The following is a 15,549-nucleotide window of genomic DNA, read 5'->3' as shown; positions in this document are numbered from 1 at the left end:
AATTGGCGCCCTGAGCTGTGCCCCTGTACGCGGTGCCCTGCGCCCCCCAGGGGGTGTCCCTAGCTCGGCCAGTAGGTCCGCGTCCACGACGCCGGGCCCGGCTTGGGAAAGCGGACCGAAGCGATCCTGCCCGGGTCCGCCCACGCGTCCCTCGGGCCCTCCGCGCCGGACGGCGTGGCCGCAGCCGCCGCGGCGCGGGCGCGGACCACCGCCAGTGCGGCGGCCAGCTCCTCCGGGGTCGGGTTGCCCCGTACGACTCTGATGGTCACAGCGGCTCCTTAGAGGGGGATGTTGCCGTGCTTCTTCGGAGGCAGGGATTCCCGCTTCGTACGCAGCTGACGCAGGCCCCGGACGATGTGGGAGCGGGTGTCGGACGGCATGATCACCGCGTCGATGTAGCCGCGCTCGGCCGCCACGTACGGGTTGAGGAGGGCGTCCTCGTACTCCTGGATCAGCCGCGCGCGGGTGCCCTCGACGTCCTCGGCCTCGGCGATGGTGCGGCGGTGCAGGATGTTGACCGCGCCCTGGGCGCCCATCACGGCGATCTGCGCGGTCGGCCAGGCCAGGTTGAGGTCGGCGCCGAGGTGCTTGGAGCCCATGACGTCGTAGGCGCCGCCGAAGGCCTTACGGGTGATGACGGTGATCAGCGGGACCGTCGCCTCCGCGTAGGCGTAGATCAGCTTGGCGCCGCGCCGGATGATGCCGGTGTGCTCCTGGTCGACGCCCGGCAGGAAGCCGGGGACGTCCACGAAGGTCAGCACCGGGACGTTGAACGCGTCGCAGGTGCGCACGAACCGGGCGGCCTTCTCGGACGCGTCGATGTCCAGGCAGCCGGCGAACTGCATCGGCTGGTTGGCGACCACGCCCACGGGGTGGCCCTCGACCCGCCCGAACCCGGTGACGATGTTCGGCGCGAACAGGGCCTGCGTCTCGAAGAACTCGGCGTCGTCCAGGACGTGTTCGACCACCGTGCGGATGTCGTACGGCTGGTTCGCGCTGTCCGGGACGAGGGTGTCCAGCTCGCGGTCCTCGTCGCTGACGGCGAGGTCCGCCTCCTCGGGGAAGACCGGGGCCTCGGAGAGGTTGTTGGACGGCAGGTATGACAGCAGCTGCTTGACGTACTCGACGGCGTCCTTCTCGTCCCCGGCCATGTGGTGGGCCACACCGGAGGTCGCGTTGTGCGTACGGGCGCCGCCCAGCTCCTCGAAGCCGACGTCCTCGCCGGTGACGGTCTTGATGACGTCCGGGCCGGTGATGAACATGTGCGAGGTCTGGTCGACCATGACCGTGAAGTCGGTGATCGCCGGGGAGTACACGGCTCCGCCGGCGCAGGGGCCGACGACGAGGCTGATCTGCGGGATGACACCGGAGGCGTGGGTGTTGCGGCGGAAGATCTCGCCGTACGCGCCGAGGGAGGCGACCCCCTCCTGGATCCGGGCGCCGCCGGAGTCGTTGATGCCGATGACCGGGCAGCCGGTCTTCAGCGCGAAGTCCATCACCTTGACGATCTTCTGGCCGTAGACCTCGCCCAACGCCCCGCCGAAGACGGTGAAGTCCTGCGAGAACACGGCGACCGGCCGTCCGTCGACCGTGCCGTACCCGGTGACGACACCGTCGCCGTACGGCCGGTTCTTCTCCAGCCCGAAGTTCGTGGACCGGTGCCGGGCGAACTCGTCGAGTTCGACGAACGACCCCTCGTCCAGCAGCAGCTCGATCCGCTCACGGGCCGTCAGCTTGCCCTTGGCGTGCTGCTTTTCGACGGCGCGCTCCGAGCCGGCGTGCGTCGCCTCATGGATGCGACGCTGGAGATCCGCGAGCTTGCCCGCGGTCGTGTGAATGTCGATCCCTTGGATCTCGTGGCGCTCTTCCGGCTCGGACATCGGGATGCGGCTCCCTGCCTGCTCAAAAGGGGGGACGGTTACTCATCCGTAGAGTAGTGCTGGGCCAGGGCGTCGGCAGTGCGGCGTTTCCCACACCTAGGGTGACTTGCATGACGCCGCACAATGCATCAGACGACAGCCGCTGGTCCGACCTGGACCGCCCTCCGTTGAACGCCGTGGCACTGCGGCGCGCACTGGTCCGGGAAGGAAGTCTGTACCGCGAGGTGGACGTGGTGCAGCGCACCGGCTCCACCAACTCCGACCTGGTGGCGCGGGCTGCCGCCGGCCGGGCCGGTGAGGGCGCGGTGCTGGTGGCGGAGGAACAGACGGCGGGCAAGGGCCGGCTGGACCGCCGCTGGACGGCGCCGCCGCGCTCGGGCCTCTTCTTCTCGGTGCTGTTGCGGCCCGTCGAGGTGCCGGTGGCGCGGTGGGGCTGGTTGCCGCTGCTCACCGGTGTCGCCGTGGCGACCGGGCTGGCCCGGGCGGCGGGCGTGGACACGGCCCTGAAGTGGCCGAACGACCTGCTGGTGACGGTGGAGGGCGAGGAGCGCAAGGCCGGGGGCATCCTCGCGGAGCGGGCCGGCACCGACGGGGTGGTCGTCGGGGTCGGCATCAACGTCACGCTGCGGGCGGACGAACTGCCGGTGCCGCAGGCGGGGTCACTGGTGCTGGCCGGGGCGACGGGCACGGACCGGGATCCGCTGCTGCGGGCGGTGCTGCGGTCGTTGGAGGACTGGTACGGGCGCTGGCGGGCGGCGGGTGGGGACCCTGCCGCCAGTGGCCTTCAGGAAGCGTACGCGGCGGGGTGCGCGACGCTGGGGCGCACGGTGCGGGCCGAGCTGCCGGGGGAGCGTTCGATCGTGGGCGAGGCGGTGGCGGTCGACGGGGACGGCCGGCTCGTCCTCGCGACCCAGGAGGGGACGCGGGAGCCGGTGGGAGCGGGAGACATCGTCCATCTGCGCCCCGCCTGACGCTGCCCGCAGCCGCGGCGCGGCTCAGGCATGCGGCGACTGCAGCGCCCCCGCAGGGGCGCGGGGAACTGCGCGATCAGCCCCCGGGACCCGCGGTCGGCAAGGGCGGGAGCATCCCGGACCTGCGCCGATGCGGGGGGCTGGGGGCCGCAGCCCCCATGGTGGCTGGCGCCGACGCCGGTCAGCGCACCCGGTACCGGGAAGTGAACCGTCGGCCGAACCCTACGGAGTGAGCTGGCGCACACCTGCCGTAGAGTTGAGGCCGGTCGAAACGTGACCGCGGCAGATCGGAAGGGCAGCAGGCGTGACCGTCGACGACACGGGCTCCGGCGCGGGCGCGGACGCGGACGCCGCCGATCCGGGCGAGAACCCGCTGGCCCTGCGCCTCGAACAGCTCATCCTGGGCGCCGAGCGCCGCTACACCCCGTTCCAGGCGGCCCGCAGCGCCGGCGTCTCCATGGAGCTGGCCTCACGGTTCTGGCGGGCCATGGGCTTCGCCGACATCGGCCAGGCGAAGGCGCTCACCGAGGCCGACGTACTGGCCCTGCGCCGCCTCGCCGGTCTGGTGGAGGCGGGGCTGCTGAGCGAGGCCATGGCGGTGCAGGTGGCCCGGTCCACCGGGCAGACCACCGCCCGGTTGGCCGAGTGGCAGATGGATTCCTTCCTGGAGGGCCTGACCGAGCCGCCCGAGCCGGGAATGACCCGCACCGAGGTGACGTACCCGATCGTCGAGCTGCTCCTGCCCGAGTTGGAGGAGTTCCTGGTCTACGTCTGGCGCCGCCAGCTCGCCGCCTCGGCCGGACGGGTCGTGCAGTCGGCGGACGACGAGGAGATGGTCGACCGGCGGCTCGCCGTCGGCTTCGCCGACCTCGTCGGGTTCACTCGGCTGACCCGCCGGATGGAGGAGGAGGAGCTCGGCGAGCTGGTCGAGGCGTTCGAGACGACCGCCGCCGACCTGGTGGCCGCGCGCGGGGGCCGGCTGATCAAGACCCTCGGCGACGAGGTGCTGTACGCGGCGGACGACTCCGGTGTCGCCGCGGACATCGCGCTGCGGCTGGTCGAGACGCTGGCGAACGACGAGACGATGCCGGAGCTGCGGGTCGGCATGGCGTTCGGCACGGTCACCACGCGTATGGGTGATGTGTTCGGTACGACGGTGAACCTGGCCTCCCGGCTGACCTCGATAGCCCCCCGGGACGCCGTGCTGGTGGACAGTGCCTTCGCCGAGGAGCTGATCCGGTCCGGTGAGGCGCCCGCCTCCGAGGCCGAGGCGGCCGAGGCCGCGGCGGCCGCCGAGAAGGAGGGCGAGGAGCCGCCGGTGTACCGCTTCGCGCTGCAGCCGATGTGGCAGCGGCCGGTCCGCGGGCTCGGTGTGGTCGAGCCCTGGCTGCTGACCCGCCGCGACGGCCAGCCGTGATGCCGTAGGCCTCCCGCGGCCTCCGGCCGTCCTTTCGTAGCGTCGTAGCGCTTCAGTGGCCGGAGTGGCCGGAGTGGCCGTGTGCGTCCACGCACAGGCCCAGCACCGGTACGCACAGCCCGCCCGGGCCGGGGTCCGCGGAGCCGTGGGTGGGCGCCGGGGTGGCCGGTGCGGGCCGGGAGGGCGTCGGGGCCGGGGGCGGGGCGGACGTCGTCGGCGAGGGGCGCGCCGGGGTGCCCGGGGCGGAGGCCGGCCCGGTGCGGGCGGCGTTCGGCGCGGCGGTGCTGCCGGGTGGTGCCGTGGGCGTGGCCGGGCCGGTGCGGGCCCCGCCCGGAGCGGGGGCCGCCGGCACGAGCGCGCGGCCGCCCATGACGGAGGTCGCCGAGGGCAGCGCGGTGGGGCTCGCGGCGACCGCGGCGGCGGTGTTTCCCGCGTGGTCCGTGGCGCCCCCGTCGGGGCGGGGTTCGGCCTCCGCCGTGCCCGGGACTCCGACCCCCGAGTCCGGCGTGACCCGGAGCAGGCTGAGCGCGCCCGCGGCCAGGGCGAGCCCACCGGCGGCGAGCAGCACCTTGCGGGGGCGTGGCTTGCGGTGCCGTCCGCGTCGTACGGCGGACGCCCCGGCCGGCTCGCCGTGCCCCTCCGGCCCCTCTGACATGGTTCCCCTCCCCGCCGTGCCCCGGGCGTGCCGTGGCGGACGCACGCTATGCGGTCCTGTGGGCGATGTGGGGCGGGACGGGTGGGATGTCACTCGAACGGGCGTAGCCCCATGGGCTTTCCCGAGGTCGGGTACGGCTGCGATGATCGGCCCGACAGTGCGTTAACACGCGTTAACACGTCAGCCGGAGGGTGTCATGAGCGAGGAGCGGTTCGGGGAGTTCGTGCTGGTGCGGCGGCACGGGTACGTCGCGGAGCTGGTGCTGGACCGGCCCAAGGCCATGAACGCCGTCTCGACGGAGATGGCCCGCTCCCTCGCCGGCGCGTGCACGGCTCTGGCCGCCGACCGGGACGCCCGTGTGGTGGTCCTGACCTCGTCCCATGAGCGGGCGTTCTGTGTCGGGGCGGACCTGAAGGAGCGGAACTCCTTCAGCGACGCGGACCTGCTGCGGCAGCGGCCGGTGGCGCGCGGGGCGTACACCGGGGTGCTGGAGCTGCCGATGCCGACGATCGCGGCGGTGCACGGGTTCGCGCTGGGCGGGGGTTTCGAGCTGGCCCTGTCCTGCGATCTGATCGTGGCCGACCGTACGGCGGTGGTGGGGCTGCCGGAGGTGTCCGTGGGCGTGATTCCGGGCGGCGGCGGTACGCAGCTGCTGCCGCGGCGGGTCGGGGCGGCGCGGGCGGCGGAGCTGATCTTCTCGGCGCGGCGGGTGGAGGCGGCGGAGGCGGCCGGGCTGGGGCTGGTCGACCAGGTCGTGGACGCGGGGCGCGACCGCGAGGAGGCCCTCGCGCTGGCCGCCCGTATCGCCGGGAACTCGCCGGTCGGGCTGCGGGCCGCCAAGCGGGCACTGCGCCTGGGGCACGGGCTGGATCTGCGGGCGGGCCTTGAGGTCGAGGACGCGGCGTGGCGTTCCGTGGCGTTCTCGGGCGACCGGGCGGAGGGCGTGGCGGCGTTCAACGAGAAGCGCGAGCCGCAGTGGCCGGGCGAGTAGGGCGCCCCGCGCCGCGGCCACGGGGGACCCGCAGGCGGCGTTCCGCGAGGGCCTGCCACCTGATCGCCGCACCCACGTCCCGAATCCCGCAAATCATCCCTAACCTGGAGTAATGGGCGAGGACAGGCGGCTGGCCGCGGTCGTGGCGCTGGCGCAGGGGATGGCGGCGGCCCACACCCCGCGTGACACGTGGCAGGCCGCCGCGTTCGGCGCCTGCCGGGCGCTGGACGGCGGGTTCGCCGCACTGTCGGTGTGGGAGCGGCAGCTGGGCCGTCTGCGCGTCCTCGTGAACGTGGGGGACCGGCGCCCGGACGAGGAGGAGTTCCCGGAGTCCGAGGCCTACCCGGTGCACCAGTTCCCGGAGATCACCGAGTTCCTGCACGAGCGGTGGGCCGGCGGCGGCGGGGCCAACGCCTGGGTGGAGACCGCCGAGGGGACTGCCGCCGGCACCCCCGGCTACTTCCACCAGCGCGTCGCCGCCCTGCGCCGCAGGGGGCGCGGCTGCTGTGTCGTCGCACCCGTCGTGCTGCACGGACGGGCCTGGGGCGAGCTGTACGTCGCCCGTCCCGTCGACGCCCCCGTCTTCGACCGGGCCGACGCCGACTTCGCCACCGTGCTGGCCTCCGTCGTCGCCGCCGGGCTCGCCCAGACCGAGCGGCTGGAGGAGGCCCGCCGGCTGGCGTTCACCGATGCCCTCACCGGACTCGCCAACCGCCGGGCCGTGGACGTGCGCCTGGAGGAGGCCGTCGAGCGGCACCGCACACAGGGCGCGGCCGTCAGCCTCGTCGTCTGCGATCTCAACGGGCTGAAGCGGGTCAACGACACCCTCGGGCACGCCGTGGGCGACCGGCTCCTGGAGCGTTTCGGCTCGGTGCTGTCGCTGTGCGGGGCGATGGTGCCGGGCGCGCTGGCCGCGCGGCTCGGCGGGGACGAGTTCTGTCTGCTGGCGGTCGGGCCGCCCGCCGACGACGTCGTCAAGGCGGCGGACGAACTGTGCCGCAGGGCGGGGGAGTTGGAGCTGGGGGAAGGTGTGGCGTGCGGGATCGCCTCGACCGAGGACCCGATCGGGGAGGTGCGCGACGCCCGGCGGCTGTTCCGGCTCGCCGACGCGGCCCAGTACCGGGCCAAGGCCCTGCGCGTGGACCGGCCGGTGGTCGCGGGCCGGGAGGGGCCGCAGGATCCGGTCGTCCGGCTGGCCGACGAGCCGCCGCCGTCGCAGGCCGAGCGGCGCCGGTTCCGCGGACGCCGGCCGTGAGGCGAAGCCCACACGCTTCGGTAAGGGGCACTCCCGTCCGCCACTAGTGACATCCCCGCATTCAATGCGTACGCTCCTGAATATGGATATGCACACTGTGGTGGTGGGGACGTCCGGTGTCACGGCGTCCGACGTTCTCGCCGTGGCGCGCGGCGGTGCCCGCGTCGAGCTGTCGGCGCAGGCGGTGGCGGCCCTCGCCGCGGCCCGCGAGATCGTGGACGCCCTGGCGGCCAAGCCGGAACCGGTCTACGGCGTCTCCACCGGCTTCGGCGCCCTGGCGACCCGGCACATCAGCCAGGAACTGCGCGCCCAGCTGCAGCGCAACATCGTCCGCTCGCACGCCGCCGGCATGGGACCGAGGGTCGAGCGGGAGGTCGTACGGGCCCTGATGTTCCTGCGCCTGAAGACGGTCTGCTCCGGGCACACCGGCGTCCGGCCCGAGGTCGCGCAGACCATGGCCGACGTGCTGAACGCCGGGATCACCCCGGTCGTGCACGAGTACGGCTCCCTCGGCTGCTCCGGCGACCTGGCCCCGCTGTCCCACTGCGCCCTGACCCTCATGGGCGAGGGGGAGGCGGAAGGCCCCGACGGCGCCGTCCGGCCCGCCGGTGAGCTGCTCGCCGAGCACGGGATCCAGCCCGTCGAGCTGCGCGAGAAGGAGGGCCTCGCCCTCCTCAACGGCACCGACGGCATGCTCGGCATGCTGGTCATGGCCCTCGCCGACCTCGACACCCTCTACAAGTCCGCCGACATCACCGCCGCGCTCAGCCTGGAGGCGCTGCTCGGCACGGACAAGGTGCTCGCCCCCGAGCTGCACGCCATCCGTCCGCACCCGGGCCAGGGCGCCTCCGCCGCCAACATGCTCGCCGTGCTGCGGGGTTCCCAGCTCACCGGGCACCACCAGGACGACGCGCCGCGCGTCCAGGACGCCTACTCGGTGCGCTGCGCCCCGCAGGTCGCCGGTGCCGGACGCGACACCATGGCGCACGCCCGCCTCGTGGCCGAGCGGGAACTCGCCTCCGCCGTCGACAACCCGGTCGTGCTGCCCGACGGCCGTGTGGAGTCCAACGGCAACTTCCACGGCGCGCCCGTGGCCTACGTCCTGGACTTCCTCGCCATCGCCGCGGCCGACCTCGGCTCCATCGCCGAGCGCCGCACCGACCGGCTGCTGGACAAGAACCGCAGCCACGGCCTGCCGCCGTTCCTCGCCGACGACGCCGGCGTCGACTCCGGGCTGATGATCGCCCAGTACACGCAGGCCGCGCTGGTCAGCGAGATGAAGCGGCTGGCCGTACCCGCCTCCGCGGACTCCATCCCGTCCTCCGCCATGCAGGAGGACCACGTCTCCATGGGCTGGTCGGCCGCGCGCAAGCTGCGCACCGCCGTGGGCAACCTGGCCCGGATCATCGCCGTCGAGCTGTACGCGGCCACCCGCGCCATCGAGCTGCGCGAGGGCCTCACCCCGGCGCCGGCGTCCCGGGCCGTCATCGAGGCCGTGCGCGCCGCCGGTGTGCAGGGCCCGGGCCCGGACCGGTTCCTGGCGCCCGACCTGGCCGCCGCCGACGCGTTCGTGCGCGGCGGCCACCTCGTCACCGCGGCGGAGTCGGTCACCGGCCCGCTGCAGTAACGTCCCGGCGCAGCAGACAGGGGCCCCGCCGCGTGCGGGGCCCCTGTCCTCGTGTCACTTCAGCTTGGCCTGCTGGGCCTTGACGACCTCCGGCGAGACCGCGTACGCCTTCTTGCCCATCATCGCGCCCAGGTTCGACGTGAAGTAGACCGACAGGGTGTTCCCGAGCCGGACGACCTCGGCGTGGACGGGCGCCGCGTCCCCGTCGTCCGAGCCCATCGTCGCGGTGAACGCCGCCGCCCCGTCCCCGGTGTCCACCGCCTTCTCCGCGGCGACCTTGGTGAACCGCACCTTCGTGCCCGCCTGCTGGGCGGGGAAGCCGCTTCCGCAGGCCTTGACCGCGGCGGAGACCGACGCGAGGGCCTGCTCCGCGCCGTTCCCGTCGTACGAGGCGAGGGTGACCGTGGTGACGTCCCGGTCCAGGGACCTGTGCATCGTCTCCTCGAACTTCTTCCCGTCGAGGTCGTCCAGCGAGGTCGGCTTGGCCGAGGGGGACTTCTTCGGGTTCTCCATCGCCAGCCGGTCGGTCTTCGCCGCCGCCTCGGCCGGCGGGAGCGCGCTCATCACGCGGACCAGGGGCCGGCACGGCGCGCTGTCGGTCGTGATCGCCTTGGCGCGGGCGGCCGGCACGGGCCCCACCTGGTACCCGGGCACCTCGCCCGCGGCGATGATCCGCTTCTTCAACTCCGCGGCGCTCAGCGCCTTCGCGGCCGTACCGGACTTCTCCGCGTCCCCCTGGGAGCAGCCGGTGACAAGGGCGAACGACAGCGCACTCACAGCCACGGCGGCGCACAGCCGTACGCCCGATGATCTCTTCATGGGCGAACTATGTGCGGGCCGTCAAAGGATCGTCAAGGAGAATTAAAAGCCCATGCGTTCGCGGCGCACCGAATAGAGCACGAAGCCGGCGCCCACCCCGAGGAAGAGGGTGCCGCCCACGACGTACGGCGTGGTGTCCGGGCTTCCGGTGTCGGCGAGTTCGGTGTCGTCCGCCGCGTCCCGTGCGCTGTCCGCGGCCGCCTGCGACACCGCCCTGGCCTGCTGTGTCATACGGGTCGTGGAGGTTTCCGCATGCGCTCTGGCCGAGTCCTGCGACGCGTTCGCGGACGGGACGAACCACAGCGCGCACAGCAGGGTGCCCGCAGCGGTGGCGGTCAGCAGCGGACGGCGAGCGGGTGACACGGAATATCGATCCCCTTGTGACGCTGGCGAATTGGCCGTGGGGGGCGATGTTAGTGAAAGTAGCGGGTCACAGGAAAGTCACGGGAGGTTTCGGTCGTACTCTCCCGCCATGAACGCTGAAGAGACATCACGTTTTGTACGGCTTCGCGTGGATGTGGTCCTCGAAGTGCAGGACGAGGACGAGGTGACCAAGGCCGCGCTGCGCCGGCTCGCCCGGGATCCGGAGCTTCCGGAGGCGGAGCGGTCGCAGGCCGAGGCGGCTGTGACGGAAGACACCGCCGAGGCCCTTGCGTATCTCGTGGACCCGTTCGACCTGGTCAGCGAGGTGCCCGGGGTGGAGCTCCAGCAGGCCTCCTGGTCGAGCGAGCGGATCGACTACGACCCGGACTCGCCCGACTGGGATCTAGACGAGGATGATGGGGAGGACGACGAGGAAGAGGACGGCATCGGCTGAGCGTCCCGGGGCACCCATGACCCCGGACGGCAACCGCCGTCCGGGGTTTCGTCGTCCCAGGGGGGCGCACGGACGACTCCGCACCACCCGCCTCGGGCCACCGTGGCCGGCGTGGTGCGCCTAACACATGTGAACCATGTGAAAAGGGATGGATCGCCCGTAGCGTGGAGGGTTCGCAACGGGGGCCTCGGGGGTTTCACGATTTCGGCAACGATGGAGAAGCGTGTGATGACGGACAGTAAGCGGACCAGGGGCCTGATGGTCGCGTCCGCGCTGCTCGGTGGTGTGCTGGCACTCACGGGCTGTTCCGGCGGCGGCAACGCCAAGGCGTCCGACAAGGGAAGCAGCTCGCAGGCGAAGGCCGACGAGGCGGCGGCCAAGAAGTCGTCCGTGGCCCAGATCACCATCACGCCCAGGGACGGCTCGGACAACGCCTCCATCAACAACTCGGCCGGCGTCACGGTCGCCAAGGGCACGCTCACCGGCGTCACGATGACCACCCAGGACGGCAGGGCCGTCGCCGGGCAGCTCTCCGCCGACCGGAAGAGCTGGAAGCCGACCGTCCAGCTGCAGCGCTCCACCACCTACAAGATCGCCGCGCAGGCCAAGGACTCCGAGGGCCGCATAGCCAACGAGAACGCGTCCTTCACCACGGTCTCCCCGGCCAACAGCTTCATCGGCACCTTCACCCCGGACGACGGCGCGACCGTCGGCGTCGGCATGCCGGTCTCGCTCAACTTCGACAAGGCGATCACCAACAAGGCGGCCGTGCAGAAGGGCGTCACGGTCACCTCCAGCAGCGGCCAGGAGGTCGCCTGCCACTGGTTCAGCGCCAACCGCATGGACTGCCGCCCGGACCAGTACTGGAAGGCGGGTTCCACCGTCACGCTGAAGCTCGCGCTCGACGGCGTCGAGGGCGCGCCCGGCGTCACCGGCATCCAGCAGAAGACGGTCACCTTCCACATCGGCCGCAACCAGGTCTCCTACGTCGACGCGAAGACCAAGCAGATGAAGGTCACGCAGGACGGCAAGGTCGTCAAGACCATCCCGATCTCCGCCGGCGCCCCCGAGCACACCACCTACCAGGGCCAGATGGTGATCTCGGAGAAGTTCAAGCAGACCCGCATGAACGGCGCGACGGTCGGCTTCAAGGACGGCGACGGCAAGGGCGAGTACGACATCAAGGACGTGCCGCACGCCATGCGCCTGACCAACTCCGGCACCTTCATCCACGGCAACTACTGGGGTGCCCCGTCCGTCTTCGGCGGCGTCAACACCAGCCACGGCTGCGTCGGTCTGCAGGACAAGAAGGGCGCGGACGACCCGAACACGCCGGCGGCCTGGTTCTACAGCCACTCGCTGATCGGTGACGTGGTCGTCGTCCAGAACACCGGCGACAAGACGGTCTCCCCCGACAACGGCCTCAACGGCTGGAACATGAGCTGGGCCCAGTGGAAGGCCGGCTCGGCCGTCTGACGCCCTCTCGATCCCTCCGGTGCCGCCCCCCTCGGGGGGCGGCACCGGCGTTTCCGGGCCCCTTGTGCGTGGGGCCACAGCCTTCTCATCCAGGGGACGGATCACGGCGAAGGAGAACGCCGGCGCCTGCCGCTCTCAACGCCCCGCGCCGGCACGGAACTTCGCGGGGTTGAGCCGTCTGATCACCCCCCGGCATACTGCGTGGCCCGGGGGGTGGCGTGCGGATGTACGACACCACCCCCCCGCCGGGTGAACGGGAAATTCGCCCGGTACTCCGTCTCCAGGGGGAGAACTTGCCCAGACAAGTGAAAAGAGCTGCTGCGGCCGGTGTCGCCACGGCCGCAGCCGTCGCCCTCGCCGCGGGTATGACCAGCCCGGCGTCGGCGAGGCCCGCGGAGCGCACCCCGACCGCCGTCTCCGCGCTCACCGCCGGGACCCATGTCACCCTCATCACCGGTGACCGTGTCGCCCTGGACGCCAAGGGCCGGATCGTCGGCCTGCAGCGGGCCAAGGGCCGCGAGCACATACCCTTCCAGGTCCGCAGGACCAAGGGCCACACCCTGGTCGTCCCGGCCGACGCGGCCCGCCTGCTGTCCTCCGGCACGCTGGACCAGCGCCTGTTCGACGTCACCGAGCTGGACAAGGCCGCCACCCGCAGGGCCCAGAAGGACGGCCTGAAGGTCATCATCGGCTACCGCGGTCCCGCCGCGGCGGCCAAGGCGGCCGTCCGGGACGCGGGCCACCTGCGCCGCAGCCTGTCCGCCCTGGACGCCGACGCCGTGCAGACGCCGGTCGCGGACACCGCCGGGCTGTGGCACGCCGTCACCCACGGCGACCGGGCCGCCTCCGGCATCGCGCACGTCTGGCTCGACGGCGTCCGCAGGGCCTCGCTCGACAAGTCCGTGCCGCAGATCGGTGCTCCCGTCGCGTGGAAGGCCGGCTACACCGGCAAGGGCGTGAAGGTCGCCGTCCTGGACACCGGTGTGGACACCCGCCACCCGGACCTCAGGAACCAGGTGACCGCGTCCCGGAACTTCACCTCCGCGGCCGACGCCACCGACCACTTCGGGCACGGCACGCACGTCGCCTCCATCGTGGCGGGCACCGGCGCCGCATCGGGCGGCACGTACAAGGGTGTCGCCCCGGACGCCAAGATCCTGAATGGCAAGGTCCTGGACGACACCGGCTCCGGTGACGACTCCGGCATCCTCGCCGGCATGGAGTGGGCCGCCGCGCAGGGCGCCTCCGTCGTCAATCTCAGCCTCGGCGGCTCCGACAGCCCCGGCACCGACCCCCTGGAGGCCGAGGTCGACAAGCTCTCCGCCACCAAGGGCGTCCTGTTCGCGATCGCCGCGGGCAACGACGGACCGCGGTCGATCGGTTCACCGGGCAGCGCGGACGCCGCGCTCACCGTCGGCGCCGTCGACAAGAAGGACAGGCTCGCCGACTTCTCCTCCACCGGCCCGCGCATCGGCGACGGTGCCATCAAGCCGGACGTCACCGCGCCCGGCGTGGACATCACCGCCGCGGCGGCCAAGGGCAGCGTCATCGACAAGGAGGCCGGTGAGAAGCCCGAGGGCTATCTGACCCTCTCCGGCACGTCGATGGCCACCCCGCACGTCGCGGGCGCCGCCGCGATCCTCAAGCAGGAGCACCCCGGCTGGGGCTACGCCGAGCTGAAGGGCGCGCTGACCGGCTCCGCCAAGGGCGGCGCCTACACGCCGTTCCAGCAGGGTGCGGGCCGTATCGCGGTCGACAGGGCCTACCGGCAGACCGTCATCGCCGACCCGGTCTCGGTGAACTTCGGTGTGCAGCAGTGGCCGCACACCGACGACAAGCCGGTCACCCGCCGGGTGACGTACCGCAACCTCGGCGACAAGGCCGTCACGCTCACCCTGAGCAGCACCGCCGCCGACCCCGAGGGGCACGCCGCCCCGGCGGGCTTCTTCACGCTCGGCGCGACGAAGGTGACGGTCCCGGCGCACGGCAGGGCCGCCGTCGGCCTCACCGTCGACACCAGGCTGGGCGGCACCCTCGACGGCGCCTACTCCGCGTACGTGACCGCGACCGGCGCCGGCCAGACGGTCCGCACGGCCGCCGCGGTGCAGCGCGAGGTGGAGTCGTACGACGTCACGCTGAAGTTCATCGGCCGTGACGGCAAGCCGGCCCCGTACTACAACGCCGACCTCAGCGGCGTGGGCGGCCTCGCGTACGGCACGGAGCTGAACCCGTACGACCCGTCCGGCACGGTGAAGGTGCGCGTGCCCAAGGGCACGTACCTGCTCAACTCCTCCGTCTTCGGGAACCGGGACGGCACCGGCGGCACCGACTGGATCGTCCGGCCGAAGCTGACCGTCGCCGGGAAGCAGACCCTCACGATCGACGCGCGGGAGGCCGAGCCGGTGGACGTCACCGTCCCGGCCCCGGGCGCGACCTCGCAGTTCGCCTCGCCGGGGTACACCCTCACGATCGGCGACAACGAGTACGGCTACAGCTGGTTCCTGGACACGTACAAGAACTTCCGCACCGCCCACCTGGGCCCGAAGCTCCCCGCCGGACAGCTGTTCCAGCAGTGGGACGGCCACTGGACCAAGGGGACGAGCGAGCAGTACGACGTCACCAGCGGCGGCCCGGTCACACGGCTCGCCACCGGCTACACCCGGCACTACAGGGCGAGCGAGCTGGCCACCGTCAAGGCCGGGCTCGGCGCCTCCGCGCGCGGGAAGACCGGCTCGCTCAGCGCCACCGGCTGGCTGCCCGGCAGCCTGAGCGCCTCGTCCATCGACCTGCCGCAGCGGCTGCCCGGCACCCGCACCCTGCACCTGTCGGCCGGCGGCGGGGTCCTGTGGGACCTGCAGTTCACCCAGTACGGCGGGGTCGACCAGGACGGCTTCCCGCTGCCGGACGCGGCGTACACGCTCGGCCAGTCCTCCTTCAAGGCCGGCCGCAGCTACACGAAGAAGGTCGCCACCGCGGTGTTCGGCCCGCACGTCAACAAGGACTTCGGCCTCTACCGCAGCGGCAACGAGATCTACGGCGCGCTGCCGCTGTTCGCCGACTCCGCCAGGCACGCCGGGTCCTCGGCCTTCACCTCGGTGCACACGACCCTGTACCGCGACGGCACCAAGGTGGGCTCCACCGGCGACCCGCTGTCGGGCGACACGCCCTTCAAGGTTCCGGCCGGTGACGCCGTGTACAAGCTGACCACCTCGGTCCGGCGCTCGGCGAAGGTCGCCCGGGCCTCCTCGCGGATCGACGCGACCTGGACCTTCCGCTCCAGGAGGACCTCCGGCACCGCCGTCCAGCTCCCCGCCTCCGTCCCGCACTACGGCATCGCGACCGGCCTGGACAGCCGGGTCACGGCCGGCAGGGCCGTCACCTTCCCGGTCGGCGTGGAGGGCGCGGCGGCGGGCGGCAACCTGAAGTCCCTCGCCGTGTACGTCTCCTACGACGGCAGGACGTTCACGAAGGTCGACGTCCGTCACGGCAGGATCACCGTCGAGAACCCGGCGAAGGGCAAGTCCCTCTCCCTCCGCTCCGAGATCACCGACAGGAAGGGCGACACGTCGCAGATCACGATCTACGACGCGTACTTCGGCAAGTGAGCCGCAGCGCTCCCTGACGAGGTGAGGGGCACCCGG

Annotated in this window: 13 protein-coding genes; 8 read left to right on the top strand and 5 right to left on the bottom strand. The window is 72.5% G+C overall.

Going from position 1 to position 15,549, the window contains the following annotated elements; genetic code table 11:
* Nucleotides 1-59: 59 nt before the first annotated feature.
* Nucleotides 60-269, bottom strand: coding sequence for an acyl-CoA carboxylase epsilon subunit (locus tag IO33_RS0113030; RefSeq protein WP_031163985.1), 210 nt, complete (start codon nucleotides 267-269; stop codon nucleotides 60-62).
* A 9-nt stretch (nucleotides 270-278) separates the two neighbouring features.
* Nucleotides 279-1,880, bottom strand: a complete 1,602-nt coding sequence (locus IO33_RS0113025; RefSeq protein WP_031163982.1) for an acyl-CoA carboxylase subunit beta — start codon at nucleotides 1,878-1,880, stop codon at nucleotides 279-281.
* Between the two features lie 110 nt (nucleotides 1,881-1,990).
* On the opposite strand from IO33_RS0113025, the gene IO33_RS0113020 reads away from it, so the two are divergent.
* Both IO33_RS0113020 and IO33_RS0113015 read left to right on the top strand, forming a co-directional pair.
* The gene (locus IO33_RS0113020; protein ID WP_031163980.1) at nucleotides 1,991-2,851 is read left to right on the top strand and encodes a biotin--[acetyl-CoA-carboxylase] ligase; all 861 of its coding nucleotides are present in this window, start codon (nucleotides 1,991-1,993) and stop codon (nucleotides 2,849-2,851) included.
* Between the two features lie 304 nt (nucleotides 2,852-3,155).
* Complete coding sequence (locus tag IO33_RS0113015; protein WP_031163977.1) at nucleotides 3,156-4,268, top strand: adenylate/guanylate cyclase domain-containing protein; 1,113 nt, start codon at nucleotides 3,156-3,158, stop codon at nucleotides 4,266-4,268.
* 52 nt (nucleotides 4,269-4,320) lie between these two features.
* Here the strand turns inward: IO33_RS0113015 and IO33_RS0113010 are convergent, their stop codons facing one another.
* Nucleotides 4,321-4,923, bottom strand: coding sequence for a hypothetical protein (locus IO33_RS0113010; protein WP_245235772.1), 603 nt, complete (start codon nucleotides 4,921-4,923; stop codon nucleotides 4,321-4,323).
* Nucleotides 4,924-5,119: 196 nt separating this feature from the next.
* Here IO33_RS0113010 and IO33_RS0113005 point away from each other — a divergent pair, with 196 nt between their 5' ends.
* From IO33_RS0113005 to hutH, 3 genes are all read left to right on the top strand, one after another.
* On the top strand, nucleotides 5,120-5,914 hold the full coding sequence (locus IO33_RS0113005; RefSeq protein WP_031163973.1) for an enoyl-CoA hydratase/isomerase family protein: 795 nt from the start codon (nucleotides 5,120-5,122) through the stop codon (nucleotides 5,912-5,914).
* Between the two features lie 112 nt (nucleotides 5,915-6,026).
* Entirely contained in the window at nucleotides 6,027-7,169 is a 1,143-nt protein-coding gene (locus IO33_RS0113000) for a GGDEF domain-containing protein (protein ID WP_031163972.1), read from the top strand.
* A gap of 88 nt (nucleotides 7,170-7,257) precedes the next feature.
* Complete coding sequence (gene hutH / locus IO33_RS0112995) at nucleotides 7,258-8,796, top strand: histidine ammonia-lyase (RefSeq protein ID WP_031163971.1); 1,539 nt, start codon at nucleotides 7,258-7,260, stop codon at nucleotides 8,794-8,796.
* A 54-nt stretch (nucleotides 8,797-8,850) separates the two neighbouring features.
* Here the strand turns inward: hutH and IO33_RS0112990 are convergent, their stop codons facing one another.
* Both IO33_RS0112990 and IO33_RS0112985 read right to left on the bottom strand, forming a co-directional pair.
* The gene (locus tag IO33_RS0112990; protein WP_031163968.1) at nucleotides 8,851-9,615 is read right to left on the bottom strand and encodes a hypothetical protein; all 765 of its coding nucleotides are present in this window, start codon (nucleotides 9,613-9,615) and stop codon (nucleotides 8,851-8,853) included.
* Nucleotides 9,616-9,657: 42 nt separating this feature from the next.
* On the bottom strand, nucleotides 9,658-9,978 hold the full coding sequence (locus IO33_RS0112985) for a hypothetical protein (protein ID WP_031163966.1): 321 nt from the start codon (nucleotides 9,976-9,978) through the stop codon (nucleotides 9,658-9,660).
* Nucleotides 9,979-10,087: 109 nt separating this feature from the next.
* On the opposite strand from IO33_RS0112985, the gene IO33_RS0112980 reads away from it, so the two are divergent.
* From IO33_RS0112980 to IO33_RS0112970, 3 genes are all read left to right on the top strand, one after another.
* Nucleotides 10,088-10,432 carry a hypothetical protein gene (locus IO33_RS0112980; protein WP_037685281.1) on the top strand — a complete coding sequence of 115 codons (345 nt, stop codon included), beginning with the start codon at nucleotides 10,088-10,090 and terminating at the stop codon, nucleotides 10,430-10,432.
* Nucleotides 10,433-10,660: 228 nt separating this feature from the next.
* Nucleotides 10,661-11,908 (top strand): L,D-transpeptidase, encoded by a 1,248-nt coding sequence (locus IO33_RS0112975; protein WP_031163962.1) that lies wholly within the window; start codon nucleotides 10,661-10,663, stop codon nucleotides 11,906-11,908.
* Nucleotides 11,909-12,213: 305 nt separating this feature from the next.
* Nucleotides 12,214-15,513 (top strand): S8 family peptidase, encoded by a 3,300-nt coding sequence (locus tag IO33_RS0112970; RefSeq protein ID WP_031163960.1) that lies wholly within the window; start codon nucleotides 12,214-12,216, stop codon nucleotides 15,511-15,513.
* Nucleotides 15,514-15,549: the final 36 nt, after the last annotated feature.

Origin of the sequence: Streptomyces durhamensis (assembly GCF_000725475.1) — a bacterium.
GTDB classification, from domain to species: domain Bacteria; phylum Actinomycetota; class Actinomycetes; order Streptomycetales; family Streptomycetaceae; genus Streptomyces; species Streptomyces filipinensis.
The sequence above is the reverse complement of the archived record's forward strand: the minus strand, read 5'-3'. Positions and strand labels throughout refer to the sequence as shown.

Coding starts and splice junctions, on each gene's coding strand:
- IO33_RS0113025 (WP_031163982.1), bottom strand. CDS start 1,880: ATGTCCGAGCCGGAAGAGCGCCACGAGATCCAAGGGATCGACATTCAC.
- IO33_RS0113020 (WP_031163980.1), top strand. CDS start 1,991: ATGACGCCGCACAATGCATCAGACGACAGCCGCTGGTCCGACCTGGAC.
- IO33_RS0113010 (WP_245235772.1), bottom strand. CDS start 4,923: ATGTCAGAGGGGCCGGAGGGGCACGGCGAGCCGGCCGGGGCGTCCGCC.
- IO33_RS0113005 (WP_031163973.1), top strand. CDS start 5,120: ATGAGCGAGGAGCGGTTCGGGGAGTTCGTGCTGGTGCGGCGGCACGGG.
- IO33_RS0113000 (WP_031163972.1), top strand. CDS start 6,027: ATGGGCGAGGACAGGCGGCTGGCCGCGGTCGTGGCGCTGGCGCAGGGG.
- hutH (WP_031163971.1), top strand. CDS start 7,258: ATGCACACTGTGGTGGTGGGGACGTCCGGTGTCACGGCGTCCGACGTT.
- IO33_RS0112990 (WP_031163968.1), bottom strand. CDS start 9,615: ATGAAGAGATCATCGGGCGTACGGCTGTGCGCCGCCGTGGCTGTGAGT.
- IO33_RS0112980 (WP_037685281.1), top strand. CDS start 10,088: ATGAACGCTGAAGAGACATCACGTTTTGTACGGCTTCGCGTGGATGTG.
- IO33_RS0112975 (WP_031163962.1), top strand. CDS start 10,661: ATGACGGACAGTAAGCGGACCAGGGGCCTGATGGTCGCGTCCGCGCTG.